Source organism: Arthrobacter sp. CAU 1506, assembly GCF_005047635.1.
Lineage (GTDB): Bacteria > Actinomycetota > Actinomycetes > Actinomycetales > Micrococcaceae > Crystallibacter.
This window is the reverse complement of the sequence record NZ_SUKC01000007.1, coordinates 166,567-186,286: the sequence shown is the minus strand read 5'-3', so window position 1 is coordinate 186,286 and position 19,720 is coordinate 166,567. Positions and strand designations below refer to the sequence as shown.

Genomic DNA, 19,720 nt, shown 5'->3' with positions numbered 1-19,720 from the left:
ACCCAACGACTGGAAAGTAAACGTGAACATTTCTCTCTCCGATCTCCTGCCACTCGACGCGGAGAATGCCACCCTTGTTGGGCGAATCTTTGATCCGGAAGCTAACGGGCCGTGCGTCGTCGTCGTCGATGGAACGGACATTGTTGATATCACCGGCATCGAGCCGACGGTCTCATCCCTGTTCGAACGCGCCGACTTGCTCTCTGCTGTTCAGGATCTGGAAAACCGCCCCCGGTGGGCATTGACCGACGTCATCGCCGCCACTGTGGACGCCGACATGTCCAAGCCGCGGCTCCTTGCACCGATCGATCTGCAGGTCGTGAAGGCCGCCGGCGTGACCTTCGTCGAGAGCATGCTGGAACGCGTCATCGAAGAAAGGGCCAAGGGTGACGCCAGCCAAGCGGCAGCCATCCGCGACCAGTTGGCCGACGCCATCGGCGGCGCCATCTCCAGCGTGCAGCCAGGCACGGAGGAAGCGGCCCGGGTCAAGGAGATCCTCAAAGCCGAAGGTCTGTGGTCCCAATACTTGGAAGTGGGCATTGGACCAGACCCGGAGATCTTCACGAAGGCCCCGGTGCTATCATCGGTCGGCACCGGTGAGTCGATTGGCGTGCTGTCGCGGTCCACGTGGAACAACCCCGAACCGGAAGTTGTGTTGGCCGTGCGCTCCGACGGCACCCCACTGGGCGCGGCCTTGGGCAACGATGTTAACCTTCGCGACTTCGAAGGACGCAGCGCGCTGCTGCTGACCGAGGCCAAGGACAACAACGCCTCCTGCGCGATCGGACCGTTCATCCGGCTCTTCGACGATTCGTTCGGAATGGACGACGTGCGGGAACTCGACATCAACCTGCGGGTGGAAGGGCCGGACGGATTCACGCTCGAGGGGCAGAGCTCAATGAAAAACATCAGCCGGGATCCTGCCAGCCTCATCGAACATGCCTACGGCGACCACCACCAGTATCCCGACGGCTTCGTCTTGTTTACCGGCACCCTGTTCGCGCCGACCCAGGATCGAAAAGCGCCCGGTGCAGGATTCACCCATGAACTTGGCGATACCGTCAGCATTTCGAACCCACGTCTGGGCGCGCTGATCAACAAGGTAGAGCACTCGGAAACTGCGCACCGCTGGGAGTTCGGTATCTGGGCGCTGATCCAAAACCTGCGTCAACGTTCTCTCCTCTGAACCCTTACGTTCTTCCCTAACGAACACGACAACGAAAGCGAGACCTCGTGTACAAAGTTACGAACCCTGCCACCGGCACGGTCATCGAAGAATTCCCCACCGCCACTGATGAGCAGATCGCAGAAGCCATCGAGCAGGCGCATCGGGGTTACCTGTCCTGGAAAGAAACCCCGGTGGAAACCCGCGCCAAGATCGTCCAGCGGGTCGCCGAAGTCTTCAAGGAGCGCACGGACGAGTTGGCCGCGATCATTACCCAGGAGATGGGCAAGCGGATCGAAGAAAGCAAGGGCGAGCTCGGCACTGTCTTCGAAATCTTCAGCTACTACGCCCAGAACGGCCAGACGTTGATGGCCGATGAACCGCTGGAAATCCAGGGTGGCAACGCCGTGATCCAAAAGCGGCCCGTTGGGGTGATCCTGGGCATCATGCCGTGGAACTACCCGTACTACCAAGTGGCGCGTTTCGTGGCCCCGAACCTGATGCTGGGCAACACCATTCTGCTTAAGCACGCCTCCAACTGCCCGAAATCCGCAGCTGCGATTGTGTCGGTGCTTCGCGAAGCAGGAGTGCCCGAGGACGCCTACATCAATATCTACGCCAGCAACCAGCAGATCGCTTCTGCATTGGCCGACAAGCGCATTCAGGGCGTTTCACTGACAGGCAGCGAACGTGCGGGTTCCGCCGTGGCGGCCGAAGCCGGCCGGAACCTCAAGAAGGTTGTCCTGGAACTGGGCGGCTCGGATCCGATGGTCATTCTCGACTCCAACGATCTGGACAAAACCGTGGATATCGCGGTGGCGTCGCGGATGGGGAACATGGGCCAAGCTTGCAATGCACCCAAGCGCATGATTGTCATGGCCGACATTTACGATGAGTTCGTCGAAAAGCTGACCGAGAAGATGGCGGCCTTTGCCCCCGGTGACCCCAGCGATCCGTCGACCACCCTGGCACCGCTGTCCTCGGTAAGTGCTGCAGACGAGGTTGTACGCCAGATCGAGCAAGCCGTGGAACAGGGAGCTACCTTGCGTACCGGCGGATACAGGATCGACGGCCCGGGCGCTTATGTCCAGCCCGCAGTGCTCACCGACGTCACTCCCGAGATGGCCGCATACCATGAGGAAGTGTTCGGCCCGGCCGCTATTGTCTTCCGAGCTTCCAGCGAGGAGGAGGCCGTGGAACTGGCTAACGATACGGAATTCGGGCTAGGTTCCGGCGTCTTCAGCGCTGATCCGGAGCGGGCGCGGAGAGTCGGGGACCAGATTGAGGCCGGCATGGTCTACATCAACCAAGCGGGCGGATCACAAGCCGACCTGCCGTTCGGCGGCATCAAGCGTTCGGGTGTGGGCCGCGAACTTGGTCCGCTCGGTATGGACGAGTTCATGAATAAGAAGGTCGTCCGGCTCTAAGCGAGGGCTTGGCGGTCGAACATCACGCGAAGCGGTCCCGGGGTCTTTTGAATCCCGGGACCGCTTCGCCGTTGGTGCTGTCCGTGGTGGAATTCGCCTACTTGTGGGTCTTCGCCGGCTGGCGATGCGTTGTGGAGTCGAAGAGGTCGCGGAGGCGGCCGCGGAGGGACTCGTAGGACTCCTCGCCGAGGGCGGTCGCCCAGTCCCGCTCGACCGACTGCTGGGACTCGATGATGAGCCGCCGAGCTGCGGTGCCGCGGTCAGCAACCCGCACCGAGGTCGCCTGGATGTCGTCGCCGACGCGTTCGGTGGCGAGGTACTCGTTCTCGGTCATCATCTGAACGAGGTTGTTCACGATCTGGAGCGGAATCTGGACCCGCGCAGCCAGATCGCCGACGGTCATGCCGTCCCCGTCAATCCTCGACAGCAGGTGCAGCTGCGTCTTGGACAGGTCACTATGTCCGGCGGCGGCAAGGTCATCGATGATCCGCCCCATCATGAAATGGTAGGAGGCTGACAACAAGGCGGTGATTCCGGTCTTGTGATCTTCGTGGGCTGCGTGCGTCAAGTGGACCTCCCGTGGTGGTGAAGCGGGTGAGAGAAGGACTGAGCCGTTGCGACGAAGGTCACTTCCAGCCCTGCTCTCCGATTAGTTGATCATCGTCGTTGCCGCACTGCAAATTGCCGCGTAACGGACGACGTAGACGGGCCTCCGCGGAACCAGCGTCCCGGGAACTGGCATCGGGGCCCGAGGGGGAGCAACGGCGTCGTGCGCCTTGTCGCTCACCCCCGGACCCCATCCGCAGCCAAATCAGGAAGTGGCCACCTGCTCCTGTGCTGATTTCGCGGACTTCGTCGCCATGTGGGTGGCGAGCAGGGTGATCAGGCCCATGACCGACAAGTAAGCTGCGATGGGCCACCACTGGCGACCGGACCATGCGTACAGGCCGGTGGCGATGAAGGGCGAGAGGCCGCCGGCCAGGACGGCCGCCAGCTGGTAGCCGATGGACACCGCGCTGGTCCGTACTTCGACCGGGAAGAGAGCACCCATCACGGCCGGCTCCAACGCAAACATGGCGCAGGCGATGCCAATCGTGATCGACATGGCCACGGCAATGACGATGAAGTTGCCCGTGTTGAAGAGCATGAAGAAAGGGAAGGCGACCGCCACCGATGCCATGGCAGCACCAAGGAAGAGCCGCCGATGCCCGATCCGCTCCGACCAGGAGCCAAACAAGGGGATGAGCAGGAGTTCGACCGCGGAACAAATCAGCACCGCGTTGAGGATCGGACCGCGCTCGAGCCCCAGCGCGTCGACGCCGTAGGTGATGGCGAAAACGGTGACCACGTAGAACACCGAGTTCTCGGAGAAGCGGATGCCACCCGCGTACAGGATTTCGCGCCAGTGGTCCTTGATGGCCGTCTTGACCGGCATCTTCTCGACAGTTCCCGTGGTGACGGCCTGCTGGAATTCCGGTGATTCCGACAGGGTGAAGCGGATGACCAGGCCGACGATGACCATGACGATGCTGGCGATGAAGGGGATCCGCCAGCCCCAGCTAAGGAAGTCCTCATTCGGCAACAAGGTCAAGAGGGCGAAAGCGCCGGTGGACAGGATGGTCCCGACCGGAACACCCATCTGGGGCACCGAGCCGAAGAACCCCTTCTTGGTCTTCGGGGCGTGTTCGACGGCCATCATCACTGCGGCGCCCCATTCGCCGCCGACACCGAATCCCTGGATCAGGCGCAGGAGCACCAACAGGATGGGAGCCAGAATGCCGATCTCGTCGTAGGTGGGCAGGAACCCGATGGCGGTGGTGGCCAGCCCCATGATCAAGAGGGTCACCACGAGGATCTTCTTGCGGCCCATCTTGTCGGCCAGGTTTCCGAAGATGGCGCCGCCGATCGGACGGGCGGCGAAGCCCACGCCGAACGAACCGAAAGCCAGCAGGGTGCCGATCAGCGGATCACCGGACGGGAAGAAGAGTTGGCCGAAGACCAGGGCAGATGCGGTTCCGTAGAGAAAGAAGTCGTACCACTCGATGCTGGTGCCGATGAAGCTGGCAAGAGCGACTTTCTTGGCGGAGGATTGTGGGGGCGCCACGGTCTTCTCCGTCATCGAGGGAGACTGAAGGTTTTGCATGATTCTCCTTGCATAACGCCACTGCATCTTGGGTGACTCCGCGAAGAATAGTGGCACGGAACACATTGATCATGTGAACCCTATGCGCTGCATTACGGATTAACGCCTGTACGTCCGGGACAAACCGGGAGGCAGATTGTCCACGGTGGATATCCAAGGACGTGGCGCTTGGCGAGAGGCTGGTCGAAGGGCATCAAAGTCTACGAATGGAAGGTGTGGTTTTGAACGTGAACTCCAACGATCGCGTCAGCACGGCCGACGACGTGGTGCGCAGCAGCGCAGCCGCGACGGTGCAGATCGACAATGAGCGTGTCACGGTCACCGAGTGGCGTTTCCCGCCGGGGACGGAGACCGGCTGGCACATGCACCCGGTTGACTACGTCGTCGTGCCGATTACCGGCGGCGAGCTGACCGTCGAGACGCGCACCGGCGCTTCGACCAACCCGCTGGCCATCGGGGCCTCCTACACCCGGGAGGCCGGCAGCGAGCACAACGTGGTCAACGAAACCGGTGCCGAAGTGGCCTTTGTGGAAATCGAGCTGAAGTAGGGGCTGGTCTCTCGGCGTTCGCGCAGCGGAATGGGTGGGGCCCCGGCGACTGCCGGGGCCCCACCCATCTGATCAGACGGTCTCGGGCCAGTGGAAGAAACCGCGGCCGGTTTTGCGGCCCAGCTCCCCGCGGGCGACCATCTGCCGCAGCAGCGCCGGGGGCTCGAAACGCGGCCCCAGCGTAGCTGCCAGGTGCTCGCTGATGGCCAGCCGGACGTCCAGGCCCACCATGTCCGTCATGCGCAGGGGTCCGACGCCGTGCTGGTAGCCCAGAATCATGCCGTCGTCGATGTCCTCCGCGGTGGCGATGCCTTCCTCGACCATGCGCATGGCTTCCAAGCCGATGGCGACCCCGAGTCGGCTGGTGGCGAAGCCCGGCGAGTCCTTGACCACCACGGGTTTGCGTCCCAGTCCGATGGTGCAGGCGCGGGCCAGCTCGAGTGAATGTTCGGAGGTGGCCGCCGTCGTAATCAATTCGATGAGCCGGGTTTTCGGGACCGGCTGGAAGAAGTGCATGCCGAGGAAGTGCTCCGGCCGTTCAAGCGCCAGCTGCAGTTCGCCGATGCTCAGCGAGCTGGTGTTGCTGCACAGCAGCTCGGGCTGAAGCACCCGCTCCGCCTGGGCGAGCACGGAAGCCTTCAACGTCGGGTTCTCTGGCACGGATTCGACGACGAATCCGGCCGGTTCCAGCGCTTCCACGGAAACCACGGGATTAAGCGTGCCCGATCCGCCCGCTTCGGCGACGCGTCCGGCGGCGGCGGCCCGCTGTTCGTCCGAGGGGTCTACCAAGTCGACGTGCCAGCCGGCGGCAACAAAGGTTTCCGCGATGCCGGCGCCCATAGTGCCCGCGCCGAGGACGACGGCCCGGTGGTTGAAGTGGTCGGCAAAATCGATCAAGGTATCCATCCCTACAGCTTTGGAGCGAGTTGGAGGCCGCCGGCGACGTGCAGCACTTCGCCGGTAATGAAGGAGGCGCCGTCGCCGGCGAAGAAGGCCGCGGCCCGTGCCACATCGTCCGGCGAGGCCGTCCGCCGCAGCGGCGTCTGCTCGATGTAGCGCTCAAAATTCGCGGCGCGGTCCGTGCCCATGCCCATCCCGTCCACGAAGGCGGTGTCCACCGGGCCGGGCGCGACCACGTTACAAGTGCCGCCGAAGGGGCCAAGTTCCTGGGCGACGCTGCGGCACAGGCCCACGATCCCGGCCTTGGACGCTGTGTAGGCCGGGTTGCCGCCGGAGAGCCAGGTGCGCGAACCGATCATCACCACCCGGGCCGCCTCGCTGGCCTGCAGCCAGGGCATGGCGGCGGAGGTGACCAGATAGGAGCCGCGCAAGTTGATGGACAAGGTCCGGTCGAAGGCATCCAGTGCCGTCGTGGTCATGCCGCCCGGCGGGGCGACGCCGGCATTGTTCACGACGACGTCGATGCGGCCGAGTTCTTCCCCGATGCCGGCCATGGCCGTGTGCACCGATTCCGCACTGGTGACGTCCATTTTCCAGGACGTAGCGCCCGGAATCTTGGCGGCGGCGGTGGCAGCGCGTTCGGCATCCGCGTCGGCCAGCACAACGCGGAAACCGTCGTCGGCCAGCCGGGCGGAGATCGCACTGCCGAAGGCGCCGGCGCCGCCGGTGATCACGGCGACGCGGGATGATGCAGACATCGGGAAACGTCCTTTCGCAGGTGGGGTGAGGGAAATTTTAGGCCGCTTGAAGCCGGACCACGGCTTCTTGACGGCGGCCCGTAACGACCCGGCGCGGCCCGGTGAGCGCGGCCGCGAGGTCCGGTCCGGGCACGTCCACGTAGAAGGGGCCGCCTCCGAGGGCGCCGAGCTTCTCCGGCGTGCAGACGATCAGCAGTTCGGCAGGAGACAGCCTGGCCAGCAAGGCCTCGTCGAGTTGCTGGTTGCCCCGCCCGAGCAGGAAGCCCTGACCGCCGACCGGGGAGAGCAGCACCTGCAGGCGGTGGCCGGCCGTGACCTGGTGCAGTTCGGCGGCCGAGCAGTCGGTGGCGACCAGCCGGCCGCGGTGCAGCACATCGACGCCGAGCAGGGAGGAGTCCAGGCCCATCCCTGCCGCCACGGCGGCCACGGTGGTTCCCGGGCCGAGCAGACACATGGCCTCAGGGTCGATCCGCCCGGCGCACTCGGCGGCGATCCCGCCCAGCACCTCGCGCGGCTCCGAACGAGAGCCGACCTTGCCGCCCTGCATTTGCGCCCGGGCGCCCAGCACGCGCAGCTGCCCGTACAGCGTCGAACTGATGATGCCTTCGCGGCGGGCTTGCTCGTCGATGTCGACCACCTCGGCCACGCTGGTGGTGCCGACGCCGCGGGCGGCGTCGGCGAGGATGCCGGCCGCGGACTCGGGGGAGCGGGCGAAGACGCCGGACTGCATTTTGACCCCGGCGGGCAAGCCGAGCACCACGTCGTCGGGACCGAGCCCGGCGGCGACGTCACGGGCTGTTCCGTCGCCGCCGGCGAACACCAGCACGTCGATGCCGCACGCGGTCAGGGCCGCGGCAGCCGTGGTGGTGTCCGCCGCAGTGGTCGCCGCGGGGGCGGTGGCACCGGGCCAAGGCACGACGGCGTCGGATTCCCACCCGGCGGCGCGGGCCGCGTCTTCGCCCAGCGCTCCAGGAGCCGCCAGCAGCCACACCGGCACGTCGCGGCGGCGCAGCTCCCGCAGCATCCGGCCCATCCTCGCGGCACTGCGCGGCACGGAACCGCGGCGCAGCGCCTCGGCCTGGATGTCCGTGCCGTCGCTGCCCTTAAGTCCGGCAGGCCCACCCAAACCGGCCACCGGATTCACGATCAGGCCGATCCGGAGCGGGCCCGCCGCGGTGCTCATCGGTGGTGTGCCTTCGGGGGCCGCTGCCGCACCGGCAAGTCGGTAGCCGGCTGCCAGCGCGGCACCGCGGCGAACTCCTCGCCCAGGTACTTGCGCCGGTAGGCGCGCCACGACGTCGCCCAGGTGTCCGGGTCAGTGGTGGCGTCCACATCCACGGTATGGATGCTGCTGCGGTAGGGGGCTTCCTGCAGCAGCGCCGGGTTGCTGCGCGCCTCGGCCGCGGTGTGCCGCAGCGCCTCGATGTACTCGTCCAGCTCGCGTTTGGAGTAGGACTCGGTCGGCTCGAGCGTGAGCGGCTCCGGGACCACATACGGGTGGTGGCTGGTCCAGTAGTGCATGCCGTAGTCGGCCATGCGGGCACCGATCTGCGAGGAGCTGACGCCGGTCTCGCCGGCGAGCTTCTCCCACGAGTAACGCACCTGCTCGATCCGGTGCTGGCCGGCCGCATAGGGAGCGGTGACGCCGTCGACCTTCAGCAGTTGGGCCAGCACGTAGTTGTTGTTCAGAACCGCGATCTCTGAAACCTGCCGCAGCCCTTCCGGACCCAGCGAACGGATCCAGGTGTAAGCGCGGATCAGGTTCGGGATGACTCCGTGGAACGGGCGGATGTCGGCGGTGGCCGACTCCGAGGGCTTGGCCCAGGCGTAGCCTTCGGAGGTGCGCTCGACTCGCAGCCCGGGCAGGAACGGCGCCAGCTCGTTGGTCGCGCCGATCGCGCCGGCCGCGGGGCCGCCGCAGGCGTGCGGGGTAGAGAACGTCTTGTGCAGGTTGAAGTGGCACAGGTCGAAGCCTGCTTCGCGTGCACGGGCGATGCCCAGCAGACCGTTGGCGTTCGCCTGGTCGTAGACGCAGATGCCGCCCACGGCATGCACCGCGTCCACGTACTCGGTGATCCGTGGGTTGAAGATCCCGGTGTCCTCCGGGTTGGTGATGAACAGGGCCGCGGTCCGGTCGGAAATAACTGCCTTCAGCGCGTCCAGATCGGGGAAACCGTTCTCATCCGGGTACAGCGTGATGACCTTGTACCCGGCGGTCTTGGCGGTGGCCGCGTTGGACGGGTGGGAGAAGATCGTGGTGATGATCTCGTCGCGCTGCTCGGCCTCGCCGCGGCTTTCGTGGAAGGCCTGGACGATTTTCACGTTGCCGTAGATGGCGGCGGAACCCGAACCGGCCTGCAGGCTGACGGCATCCATTCCGGACACCTCGGCCAGATAGGACTCCAGCTCGTGCAGGATCTGCAGGGTGCCCTGCATGGTGGACGTGTCCTGCAACGGGTGGGTGTGCACCGACTGCCCGGAACCGGCGAATCGCTCGTTGACCTTGGGGCTGTACTTCATGGTGCAGGTGCCTTGGCCGATGTCCACGTTCAGGTCAGCGCCCAGCGTCTCCTGCGACAGCCGAAGGTAGTGCCGCAGCACTTGGGACTGGCCGATCTCGGGCAGGCCCGGTGCATCGCTGCGGCGGAAAACGGACTCGGGGGTGGCCTCGAGCGCGGCGGGATCCTCGGCGGGCACGTCGATGCCGCGGTGCCCCTCGGCGCTGAGCTGGAAGATCAGTGGCTCGTCCCATCGGGCCGCGTGGTAGTCGCGCAGCAGCGGCTTCTCCACGGGCAGGGCCGGCAGCGGCGCGGCGACGGCAGTGGGTTCAGTGTCGATCACGGTCATGACAGGATGTCCTCCAGTGCGCTGGCCAGCAGGGTGATGTCGCCGAGCGAGTGCAGCTCGGTCACGCAGTAGATGGCGGTGTCGTCGGCTCCGGCGCCGAGCACCGCGGGGGCAGCGGCCCCGCCGTAGATGCCGCGCTCAAGCAGCGCGGCGTTCACCTCGGCAGCGGAGCGGCCAGGGAACCGGACGGCGAATTCGCGCCAGTGCGGGCTGTCGGTGTGCAGCACCTCGACGCCGTCGACCTTCGCCAGGGCGTCCATCGCCTGCCGGGTCCGCACCGCAATGGTGTCGCCCAGCGTGCGCATGCCCTCCGGGCCCATCAGCGCGAGGTAGGCGCCGGCGGTGATGCCCCACAGCGCGGCCGCGGTGCCGACCCACTCGATGCCTTCCTCGCGCATGGCCAGCGAGGTGCGCTCGTAGGCGACGTCGCAGAATCCCAGCTCGCCGTCGACGCGGGTGGGAGCCAGCCCGAACAAACGGGACGGGAATTCGAAAACGAAGCGTTCGTCGTCGTGCGTGGCAATAAAGCCGCCGTGCGCACCGCCGAAGTGCATGCCCAAGCCCAAGGACTGAATGTCTCCGCAGACAATGTCGGCGCCCCAGCTGGCCGGCGACGCGGTAAAGCTCAGGCTCAGCGGGTCGGTGGAGCAGACCAGCAAGGAGCCGTTGCCGTGCGCCAACGAGGCGATAGCACCGGCGTCGCCCTCGATGACGCCGAGCATGTTCGGGGTCTCCAGGAACACGGCGGCGGTGTCTTCGCCGAGGAGAGCGGCCACGTCTTCCAGATGGATGCGGCCGGTAGCCGGCCGCGGTGCCACGAAGTCGATGTCCAGCGCCCCGGCCAGGAAGGTCTGGATCTTTGCGCGTTTGCCGGCGGCAAGGGTGTCGGCGACGATGACGCGGCCGCGGCCGGTGATCCGGCCGGCCATCCGCAGTGCGGTTGCGGCGGCCTGGTAGCCGTCGTACGTGGGGACGTTCACCACGTCCATCTCGAGCAGCTCGGCCATCAGCGAGGTGTACTCGAACAGAGCCTGCCACTTGCCGTGGTCCTCGTAAGGCTCGCCGGCGTAGGCGGTGAGGAACTCGGCGCGCTGGTTGATTTCATCGCACACGGCCGGGACGTGGTGCGGGTAGCAGCCAGAGCCCAGGAAGGACAGGGCGACCGTAGTCGGTTGGTTCTTCGCCAGCAGCCCGCTCATGTGGCGCTGGAGCTGCGATTCCGCCGACAGGGCCGGCGGCAGGTCCAGCGGGCGCTTCATGCGCAGTTCGTCCGGGATGGACTCGAAGAACTCGTCGATAGACGCGACCCCGATGGTGTCGAGCATGGCCTGCTTGGTAGCGGGGGCCGAGTTGGGGACATAGGGGTGCACGGGCATAGTTCCTTGGTCCATGGATACCTCCTGGGTGGTGCGGCGGATGCCGGAGCGTGTTGAGTAAGAACCTACGTGTCGGCAGCGCCACAAGATGTATCCGTGGTGGACAAACTTTCGGCAATGTTGTCCATGCTGGACATTCGGGTCCTCACGCCGTGATGCCTAGAGTGGGGAGGGTGAAGCTGGATCTGATCATCAAGAACGCCAATGTCCTCACGCTCAACGACGAGCGCCCCCAGGCCCGCGCCGTGGGCGTGTGGAACGGAAGGATCGTCGGCCTCGACGACGACATTTCGGAGCTGCCCGCCGCGCGCATTGTCGACGCCGCCGGCGCCACCGTCACGCCCGGCTTCCACGACGTGCACAACCACATGGCGGCGTTCGGCCAGCAGCTGCAGGAAATCGACGCGAGCGGATTCACCTCCGCCGACCAGCTCTACGACGCGGTCGCTGCCGCGGCCGCCGCCGAACCCGGGCGGGAATGGATCACCGGCTCGGGCTACGACCAGACCCGGATCGGCGGCCATCCGGTGCGGACCAAGCTGGACGCGGCGTCGGGCGGGCGCAAGGTCATGTTCATCCACCGCACCTCGCACATGCTGGTGGCCAGCACCGCCGTCTTCGAGGCAGTCGGCGCGCTGAGCCCGTCCTTTCCGGTCCCGTCCGGCGGTCTTATCGAGCGCGACGGCGATGGCTCGCCTACCGGCCTAGTGGCCGAACAGGCGATGACCGCCTTCCGCGACCTGCGCAAGCCGTTCAGCGAGGCCGACCTGATCCAGGCGTTGGGGCTGGCCGGCGACCGCTACTTGGCCGAGGGGCTGACCTCGGTAGCCGAGGCCGGGATCGGTGCCTCCCCGCTGGTCGGCTCGTCACCGGTGGAGCTCGCCGCCTACCAGGCAGGGCACGAGGCCGGGCGGATCCGCTTGCGCACCCAACTGATGGTGGCCATGGAGAACTTCCACTCCGTCGTCACCGCGGCGGCGGATGACTACCATCTGGGCCTGGACCTGGGAATCCGCACCGGGCTGGGCGACGACCGGCTTTCGGTGGGTCCGCTGAAGGTGTTCACCGACGGGGCGCTGATGAGCCGGACCGCGTCCATGACGGAGAACTTCTGCGGCCATGACCATGCCGGGGTGATGCAGTTCGGCCCCGAGGAGCTGCGCGACCTCACCGTGCAGGCACACCGCGGCGGCTGGCAGTTGGCCGTGCACGCCATCGGAGACCACGCGGTCGACGTGGCGCTGGACGTGATCGAGGCCGCGTTGTCCTCGCGGCACCGGCCCGACCCGCGGCACCGGATCGAGCACGCCTCGGTGGTGCGGCCCGACCAGTTGGAGCGCTTCGTGGCGCTCGGCATCATTCCCTCTCCGCAGGGCCGCTTCGTCTATGAGATTGGCGACGGCGTGGCCGAGGTGATCGGCGAGCAGCGCCTGCCGTGGACTTACCGGCACCGTTCCTTCCTGGACGCCGGGCTGGTGGTCCCGGGCGGTTCAGACCGCCCGGTTGTCCAGGGTGCGCCGCTGCCGGCGATGCAGGCCATGGTGGAACGGCGTACGTCCTCCGGACGAGCGTTCAACCTCCACGAAGGGGTCAGCGCGCTGGAGGCGCTCAAGAGTTACACGGTGGACTCGGCCTACGCTTCCCGCGAGGAGCACAGCAAGGGGCGGATCCGCGAGCGGTTCCACGCCGACCTTGTGCTGCTGGACCAGGACCCCACCGCCGTGCCCACCGAGCAGATCGGAGCCACGCTGGTGCTGGCCACGCTGGTGGGCGGCGTCGCCGAACACGACCCGCAGGGGATCTTCGCGGGCTGAGTCCCGCGGGCCCCGCGGTTCAGTTGTCGTCGCGGTTGTGGGACGGCGTCTTGGACGCTTAGGTGTCGGCGCGGCTCAGCGCGCAGGGGCTCTGGGATGGTCAGCCGGTCTCGCGGGCCGCATGGGCTCGTGGACGGTCAGCTGGCCTCGCGGGCCGCATGGGCTCGTGGACGGTCAGCTGGCCTCGCGGGCCAGGGCGCGGAACTCGCAGGCCAACCAGAGTTCCAGCAGGTCCGCCGAGTTGGCCAGGTCGCGCTGGGTCAGCTCCGCGATTTTTGCCAGCCGCGCCCGCATGGTGTGGCGGTGCACTCCGAGCTGGGTGGCCGCCGCCTCTACATTCGAGGTGTTCTCCAGATAGGCGTGCAGCGCCTGGACCAGATCGCTGTTCCCCCGTGCGTCCTGCTCGTCCAGCGGTGCCAGCACCGTGTCCGCGAAACTGCCCCGTTCGGCGGCGTCGCCGAGCATTAGCATGGCGCGGTAGCCGGCGCTGTCCGGGAGCACGACGCACTCCACCTTGCGGCTCGCGGCCAAGGCCTGGGCGCGGCGGGCTTGGCGGAGGCTGAGCGCAGCGCGTTCCGGGCTCACCTCTGTGCCGATGCCGGCCGGGCCGGCCCCCGACCGGCCGATCAAATCGGACAGCAGGGCAGCGACACCCGGCTCTGGGTCGCACAGCAACAGCACCCACTCGTCGGTGCGCTCGCGGGCCAAGACATCCGTGCACTCGCCCTGTAGTTGCGAGACCAGCGACGTCACCCTGGGCTCCCCGAGCGCGGCCGGAAGCGCTACCGCCTGAAGCGCGGAACACTCCACACCGGCCCGGGCCAAGCGCACCGTGGCCTCGACTTCAGTCAGGTTCCCGGCCAGCAGCGCATCGACCGCCCTGTCGCGTGCCCTGCGCTGCTGGTACGTGCTGGAGTGCCGCAGCTCCAGCAGCACGCTCAGCAGCGAGAACACCATGGCCAGCAGCGCCCGGTCGTAGGTGGTCATGGCGCCGGACTTGACCGCGATCATCACCCCGCGCAGCCGTCCTTGGGAGCCGAGCGGGGCCACCACGGTGGATTCCGCGGCGCGGTCGTCGGCGATAGTCCAGCGCAGCCCTTCGAGTGTCCGGGCCGAAATCTCCGAGCGCCGGGACGCGAACTGTGCCTCGGCGGCGGCCCCGGTACTGGTCAATCGCTGCAGGGTAGGGTCATAGACCGCCGCGGTGATGGTCGTATTGGCCGCCAGGGCTTGAAGCACGGCCGTAACGCCGTCGGGGCCGGTGGCGGCTTCGCTGAGCTGGCGCTGCGCTAGTAGGGCGCGCCGCAGCGGCTCCATCTGCTCTTCGTTCAGGGCATCGCTGACTCGGCGAACCACCGCTTGCAACGGGGTGCTCTCGGGCACGTGAACCAGTTCCAAGCCCGCGTTCTCCGCGGCGGCCGGTAGCCGCGGCGGCATCTGCGGATGCGGCAGGGAAGCACCCGTGCTCAACCCCAAAGCGGCCACGCCAGCCGCGGCCAGCCTGGCGCAGTAGGCGTCGGTGGCAGCATCATCCCGGAAGAGATCCATGCCGGTGGTCAGCAGCAGTTCGTTACCGGCCAGCCAGGGCGTGGGGTCGGGCAGCTCACTCACGTGGGCCCACTTGACCTCAGGGTCTGCGCCGGTGGCGGGACCGACGCGGGTCAGCCCCAGCCCTGGCGAAACCAGGACCGTGGATAGTCGTAACATTCTTGCCGGTCTCCCCTCTGCCTGCCGGATCCTGCCTAACCCGACGTCCCAGCTTGCGCGCCCCGGACCTCTCAAGCACTGTCCGCCACGGATAGATGGCTCCGGCAATTGTACGCGGGGGCGATGTTGAGTAGTCGCCGCCGACTGGCAGGCTTCCGTGATACAGGTCAAGACCGCAGCAGGCGGTCGGCACTCGCATCAGGAGACCGCATGTCATCCACGAGCACTACTTCGCCCCGCGAGCTGAAGCGCGTCGCAGCGTCGGCTTTCGCCGGCACCGCGATGGAATGGTACGACTACATTCTTTACGGCACGGCGTCAGCCGTCGTCTTCACACATCTCTTCTTCCCGGCCCACGACCTCGCCGTGGCCACGATGCTCTCCTTCGCCACGTTCGCGGCCGGTTTCGTCGCCCGGCCCCTGGGCGCGATTATTTTCGGCCACGTGGGCGATAGGATTGGCCGCCGCGCCGCCGTCGTCGGGTCGATCGCGCTGATGGGCCTGTCCACCGGCATTATCGGTCTGCTTCCGCCATACGCAACTGCTGGTCTGCTCGCGCCACTCGCGCTGCTGCTCATGCGCCTGTGCCAGGGCATCTCCGCCGGCGGCGAATGGGGCGGCGCCATGGTGCTGGTGATGGAGCACGCGCCGAAGAAGAAGCACGGTATCTACGCCGCCATCCCGCAGCTGGGCTCGCCGGTGGCCACCCTACTATCCACCGGCGCCTTGGCTATCGTCGCAACCCTGCCTGAGGAAGACTTCCTGTCCTGGGGCTGGCGCATCCCGTTCCTGCTGGCTTTCCCGTTCCTCGGCGTCGGCCTGTACCTGCGCTACCGCGTGGAGGAATCGCCCATCTTCAAACAACTGCAGGCCACGCAGAAGGTTGTGAAGGTCCCGCTCGCCGCGGCAGTCCGCCACACCGGCGGCCGCATGATTCTCGGCGGCATGGCCGCGTTGCTGGGCGGCTCCGGGTTCTTCATCATCACCACCTTCATGATCAGCTACGGCACAACGGTCCTGGGCATGGAGCGCCAGACCATGCTCAACGCAACCCTGTTCGGCGCGCTGGCCCAGATCGTGGTCATCATTGTCTCCGGCAGGCTGGCCGACCGCTTCGGAGCCTGGCGGGTCTGCGCTTCCGGCGCCCTGATCTCCGCAGTGCTGGCCTTCCCGGTTTTCGCCTTGGTCGATACCGCCAACCCCGTGCTGGTGACCCTCGGCATCATCATCGGCATGGCCTCGCTGACCATCCCCTACGGCCCGATCGGGTCGCTGCTCGCCGGTATCTTCCCGGCCCAGTACCGGTACAGTGCCATGGCCGTCTCCTACAACGTCTTCGGCATCATCGGGGGCTTCCTGCCGATCATCGCCCAGACACTGCTGGTGGCCAACGGCAACGCCTCGTGGGGCGTGGCCCTGCTGCTGATGGGAGTCTCGCTGGTGAGCATGATCGGAGCGATTGGCGCCGGCTCCCGCAAAGTGGCCGCCAAGCGCGAAGCAGAGGATGAGGCCGCCGCGCTGGAGTTCGATGGCGAACTGACCGGCACCGGCCGGCACTGACACGGCACCGAACGATTCAACGGCACCCGGCAGAACGGACAGCAGTGAACGCAGTACAAGAAACCTCGACCACCAGCGCAGGACACCTGATCGTGCGCCAACTTGAAGCACTGGGCGTGCAGCGTGTCTATTGCGTGCCGGGGGAGAGCTACCTCGACACACTCGATGGACTCTATGACTCCACGATCCGCACCGTGGTGTGTCGGCAGGAGGGTGGCGCCGGAATCATGGCGCTGACCGAGGGGCGGCTCACCGGAACCCCGGGCGTCGCCATGGTCACCCGCGGGCCGGGAGCGGCGAACGCGATGATTTCGGTGCACACCGCTTGGCAGGACGGGACACCGATGGTGCTTTTCGTCGGTTTGATTCCCACCGCCCAACGCGGCCACGAGGCCTTCCAAGAGTTCTCGCTGGAGGGCTGGTTCGGTTCGACAGCCAAGCGGGTTTACGTACTCGACGCTCCGGACCAAGCCGGGGCCTTGGTGGCCGAGGCGATGCATGTGGCGGCGTCCGGCCGGCCCGGCCCAGTCATCATCGGACTGCCCGAGGAGGTGCTGCGCGAGCGGGTGTCCGCTCGCGTGGCCCCTACCCGCCCGTTGGCCTCTACCGAAGTCTCCGACGCGGACCTGGCCGCGGTCGAAGCCCTGATCGACGCGGCCGAGCGACCGCTGGTGATCGCCGGCGGTGAGCGCTGGAGCCCGGACTCCGCTGTCGCGCTGGCCAAATGGGCCGAAGCGAAGGCACTGCCGGTGGCCACTGATTTCCGCTCCTACGACGTGATCGACAACGACAGCACCAGCTACGTGGGCATGCTGGGCTACGGCCGCAGCAAGCAGCTGAGCGATTACGCGGGACGGGCCGACCTGATCGTCTACCTGGGTGCCGTGCGCTCGGACGTGCTCAGCGACGGCTACACGCTGGGGCTAGAGGCACGCACCGTCGTGATCAGCGCCGACCCAGAAGCCACCGCGCACTTCGGCCGCACCGATCTGCAGCTGTTGGTCTCCCCATCGCGCTTCGTCGAACGGGCCGCCGTCCAGGCGCAGTTCCGGGAAGATGCCCTTGGCTGGCTGGCCGAGGGCAGGCGGAACTGGGACACCTACTCCACGCCGCTGCGCGACGGCGGGAGCGGCGTGGACCTGAGCGCGGTGATGGAGCAGCTCCGGTCGCTGCTGCCAGCCGACGCAGTGGTCACCTACGGCGCGGGCAATCACGCCATCTGGCCGCAGCGCTTCCTGCCCTCGCGCTCCTACCCGTCCGTGGTGGGCCCGAAGAATGGCGCGATGGGCGTGGGCATCCCGGCTGCTGTCGCGGCGAGCCTGGTCTTTCCGGACCGGCAGGTGTTGTCCGTCGCCGGTGATGGCTGCTTCCTGATGAATGGGCAGGAACTGGCCACCGCCGTCGCACAAAAGGCCAACATGGTGGTGCTGGTGGTGGACAACTCCTGCTACGGGACCATCCGGCAGCACCAGGAGCGGGAATACCCGGGGCGTCCCAGCGCCACCGAATTGGTCAACCCCGACTTCGCGGCGCTGGCCCGCGCCTATGGAGCCTACGGGCGGCAGTTGACCGACGTCGCCGACTTCGCCGAGGCCTACGCGGAGGCCGCGGCGTTCGACGGCCCTGCCCTGATCCACCTCGTGGTCGACCCTGAGACACGAGGACCCGCTATTGAAAAGGAGAGCCTGACAGCATGATCACGCTCGGAAATGTCATCAATGGGCAGGTAGTCACCTGCGATGAGGTCTTGACCTTCCACGACCCGGCCACCGGCAAGCCGGTGGGCACCTCGCCGAACAGCTCCGCCGAGGTGGTCGACGACGCCGTGTGGGCCGCGGCCACCGCTTTCAAGATGTGGAAGCGCAGCACGCCGGCCGAACGCCAGCGCGTACTGCTGAAGCTGGCCGACCTGATCGAGTCGAATGCGGACCTTTTCACCGACGCGGAATTGACCTGCACGGGCAAGCCCCGCGAGGCCACCCGGACCATTGAAGTGCTGCGCTCCGCCGACCAGCTGCGGTTCTTTGCCGGGGCGGCCCGCACCCTCACCGGGATGGGGCAGGTGGAGTACCTGTCCGGCTTCTCCACCCACACGCGGCGCGAGCCGATCGGCGTCGTCGCCCAGATCACGCCGTGGAACTATCCGCTGATGATGGCCGTATGGAAGATCGGCGCTGCACTGTCCACGGGAAATACCCTGGTGATCAAGCCCGCCGAAACCACCCCCTACAGCACTGTGCTGCTGGCACAAATGGCCCAAGAGTATCTGCCGCCGGGAGTGCTGAACGTGGTCTGCGGGGACCGGGAGACCGGACGTGCGCTGGTGGCGCATCCGCTGCCGGAACTTGTTGCCATCACCGGCAGCACCCGCGCGGGCCGCCAGGTCATGGCCAGCGCCGCCGACGGTCTCAAGGATGTGCACCTGGAGCTGGGCGGCAAGGCCCCTGCATTGGTGTTCGACGACGTCGATATCGCCGCGACGGCGAAGAGCCTTGCCCTCCACGGATTCTTCAACGCCGGCCAGGACTGCACCGCGATCACCCGGGTGCTGGTGCATCAGGACGTGTATGAGGAGATGTGCGAGCAGTTGGCCAAGGCAGCGGCCGCGACCACTTTTGGCGGACCAGCGGACGGGGTGTCCGACATCGGGCCGCTCAACAGTGCTGCCCAACTGGAGCGGGTCAAGGGATACCTCGACCGGTTGCCGGAACACGCCCGCGTGCTCACCGGTGGAACGGTGCACGGGCCGGGAAATTTCCTGGCCCCCACGGTCGTGGCCGGGGTCCGACAGGACGACGAGATTGTGCAGGAGGAGCTCTTCGGGCCGGTGATCACCATTCAGCCGGTGGCCGATGAGGACGAGGCGATCGCGTTGGCCAACGACAGCAACTACGGGTTGGCCGCCAGCGTCTGGACGCGCGACCTGGGCCGCGCCAACCGTGTGATCAACGCGCTGGACTACGGCGAGACCTGGATCAACTGCCACCAGGTCTGCCCGGCCGAGGCCCCGCACGGTGGCTTCAAGCACTCCGGCAACGCCAAGGACCTCTCGGTGTACGCGCTGGAGAGCTACACGCGGGTTAAGTCGGTGACCACCGCGCTGACCTAAGGGTCACCATCTTGAACGGGAGGCCTCGGTTCGTCAGAACCGAGGCCTCCCGTGGACTAGACGACGTGATGCACCCGGTTGCTCTTCCGTGCCCTGACGCCGTCATCCGTCCGCGGCCGAACGCGCTGGTTCCGGCTTAGGGGCCAGCCGAAGGACCGGCATCCCCTTGAGAAGTTCCCACCGTCATCGAAGACCCATGACGCTTCCCGCCCTTGATCCGGACTGTCAACAGCGTAGGTTCGCGGCTGGCGCGCTCTCAACAACCATTTCCGCAGCCGCTGTGACCTGCGTCATGGAATGTAGCTTGAGTAGGGTTTTAGGGCGAAGTGGCTCGTTTCTCCGTTAGCAACTGGGTCTTGAATGGAA

General features: G+C 66.7%; 15 protein-coding genes. 7 read left to right on the top strand and 8 right to left on the bottom strand.

What is annotated here, in order from left to right; genetic code table 11:
• Nucleotides 1-22 precede the first annotated feature (22 nt).
• The gene (locus E4J89_RS10310) at nucleotides 23-1,186 is read left to right on the top strand and encodes a fumarylacetoacetate hydrolase family protein (RefSeq protein ID WP_240691839.1); all 1,164 of its coding nucleotides are present in this window, start codon (nucleotides 23-25) and stop codon (nucleotides 1,184-1,186) included.
• 47 nt (nucleotides 1,187-1,233) lie between these two features.
• Nucleotides 1,234-2,592, top strand: a complete 1,359-nt coding sequence (locus E4J89_RS10305) for an NAD-dependent succinate-semialdehyde dehydrogenase (protein WP_136786037.1) — start codon at nucleotides 1,234-1,236, stop codon at nucleotides 2,590-2,592.
• Nucleotides 2,593-2,689: 97 nt separating this feature from the next.
• Here E4J89_RS10305 and E4J89_RS10300 read toward each other — a convergent pair whose 3' ends face one another.
• Both E4J89_RS10300 and E4J89_RS10295 read right to left on the bottom strand, forming a co-directional pair.
• Nucleotides 2,690-3,160 carry a MarR family winged helix-turn-helix transcriptional regulator gene (locus E4J89_RS10300; RefSeq protein ID WP_136786036.1) on the bottom strand — a complete coding sequence of 157 codons (471 nt, stop codon included), beginning with the start codon at nucleotides 3,158-3,160 and terminating at the stop codon, nucleotides 2,690-2,692.
• 243 nt (nucleotides 3,161-3,403) lie between these two features.
• On the bottom strand, nucleotides 3,404-4,735 hold the full coding sequence (locus E4J89_RS10295; protein WP_205754460.1) for an MFS transporter: 1,332 nt from the start codon (nucleotides 4,733-4,735) through the stop codon (nucleotides 3,404-3,406).
• Between the two features lie 227 nt (nucleotides 4,736-4,962).
• Between E4J89_RS10295 and E4J89_RS10290 the strand changes: the two genes are divergently transcribed.
• Nucleotides 4,963-5,283: a cupin domain-containing protein gene (locus E4J89_RS10290; RefSeq protein WP_276606341.1), complete on the top strand. Its 321-nt coding sequence runs from the start codon at nucleotides 4,963-4,965 to the stop codon at nucleotides 5,281-5,283.
• Between the two features lie 72 nt (nucleotides 5,284-5,355).
• Here E4J89_RS10290 and E4J89_RS10285 read toward each other — a convergent pair whose 3' ends face one another.
• From E4J89_RS10285 to gcvPA, 5 genes are read right to left on the bottom strand one after another with little or no spacing between them, the layout of a single operon-like run.
• On the bottom strand, nucleotides 5,356-6,189 hold the full coding sequence (locus E4J89_RS10285; protein ID WP_136786035.1) for a 3-hydroxyacyl-CoA dehydrogenase family protein: 834 nt from the start codon (nucleotides 6,187-6,189) through the stop codon (nucleotides 5,356-5,358).
• 2 nt (nucleotides 6,190-6,191) lie between these two features.
• Complete coding sequence (locus E4J89_RS10280) at nucleotides 6,192-6,941, bottom strand: SDR family oxidoreductase (RefSeq protein WP_136786034.1); 750 nt, start codon at nucleotides 6,939-6,941, stop codon at nucleotides 6,192-6,194.
• A 37-nt stretch (nucleotides 6,942-6,978) separates the two neighbouring features.
• A complete protein-coding gene (locus E4J89_RS10275; RefSeq protein ID WP_136786033.1) occupies nucleotides 6,979-8,124 on the bottom strand; it encodes an NAD(+)/NADH kinase in 1,146 nt (381 codons plus the stop codon).
• The gene (gene gcvPB, locus E4J89_RS10270; protein ID WP_136786032.1) at nucleotides 8,121-9,788 is read right to left on the bottom strand and encodes an aminomethyl-transferring glycine dehydrogenase subunit GcvPB; all 1,668 of its coding nucleotides are present in this window, start codon (nucleotides 9,786-9,788) and stop codon (nucleotides 8,121-8,123) included. Before gcvPB ends, E4J89_RS10275 begins: the two co-directional genes overlap by 4 nt.
• The gene (gcvPA, locus tag E4J89_RS10265; RefSeq protein ID WP_205754459.1) at nucleotides 9,785-11,179 is read right to left on the bottom strand and encodes an aminomethyl-transferring glycine dehydrogenase subunit GcvPA; all 1,395 of its coding nucleotides are present in this window, start codon (nucleotides 11,177-11,179) and stop codon (nucleotides 9,785-9,787) included. The genes gcvPB and gcvPA overlap by 4 nt, the downstream gene beginning before the upstream one ends.
• 158 nt (nucleotides 11,180-11,337) lie before the next feature.
• Between gcvPA and E4J89_RS10260 the strand changes: the two genes are divergently transcribed.
• A complete protein-coding gene (locus tag E4J89_RS10260; protein ID WP_205754458.1) occupies nucleotides 11,338-12,978 on the top strand; it encodes an amidohydrolase in 1,641 nt (546 codons plus the stop codon).
• 174 nt (nucleotides 12,979-13,152) lie between these two features.
• Here the strand turns inward: E4J89_RS10260 and E4J89_RS10255 are convergent, their stop codons facing one another.
• Nucleotides 13,153-14,685 (bottom strand): PucR family transcriptional regulator, encoded by a 1,533-nt coding sequence (locus E4J89_RS10255; protein ID WP_136786030.1) that lies wholly within the window; start codon nucleotides 14,683-14,685, stop codon nucleotides 13,153-13,155.
• 210 nt (nucleotides 14,686-14,895) lie between these two features.
• Between E4J89_RS10255 and E4J89_RS10250 the strand changes: the two genes are divergently transcribed.
• From E4J89_RS10250 to E4J89_RS10240, 3 genes are read left to right on the top strand one after another with little or no spacing between them, the layout of a single operon-like run.
• Nucleotides 14,896-16,245, top strand: a complete 1,350-nt coding sequence (locus E4J89_RS10250) for an MFS transporter (RefSeq protein WP_136786029.1) — start codon at nucleotides 14,896-14,898, stop codon at nucleotides 16,243-16,245.
• A gap of 44 nt (nucleotides 16,246-16,289) precedes the next feature.
• Nucleotides 16,290-17,942 carry a thiamine pyrophosphate-dependent enzyme gene (locus E4J89_RS10245; RefSeq protein WP_136786028.1) on the top strand — a complete coding sequence of 551 codons (1,653 nt, stop codon included), beginning with the start codon at nucleotides 16,290-16,292 and terminating at the stop codon, nucleotides 17,940-17,942.
• Nucleotides 17,939-19,354, top strand: a complete 1,416-nt coding sequence (locus E4J89_RS10240; RefSeq protein WP_136786027.1) for an aldehyde dehydrogenase family protein — start codon at nucleotides 17,939-17,941, stop codon at nucleotides 19,352-19,354. Before E4J89_RS10245 ends, E4J89_RS10240 begins: the two co-directional genes overlap by 4 nt.
• Nucleotides 19,355-19,720 lie beyond the last annotated feature (366 nt).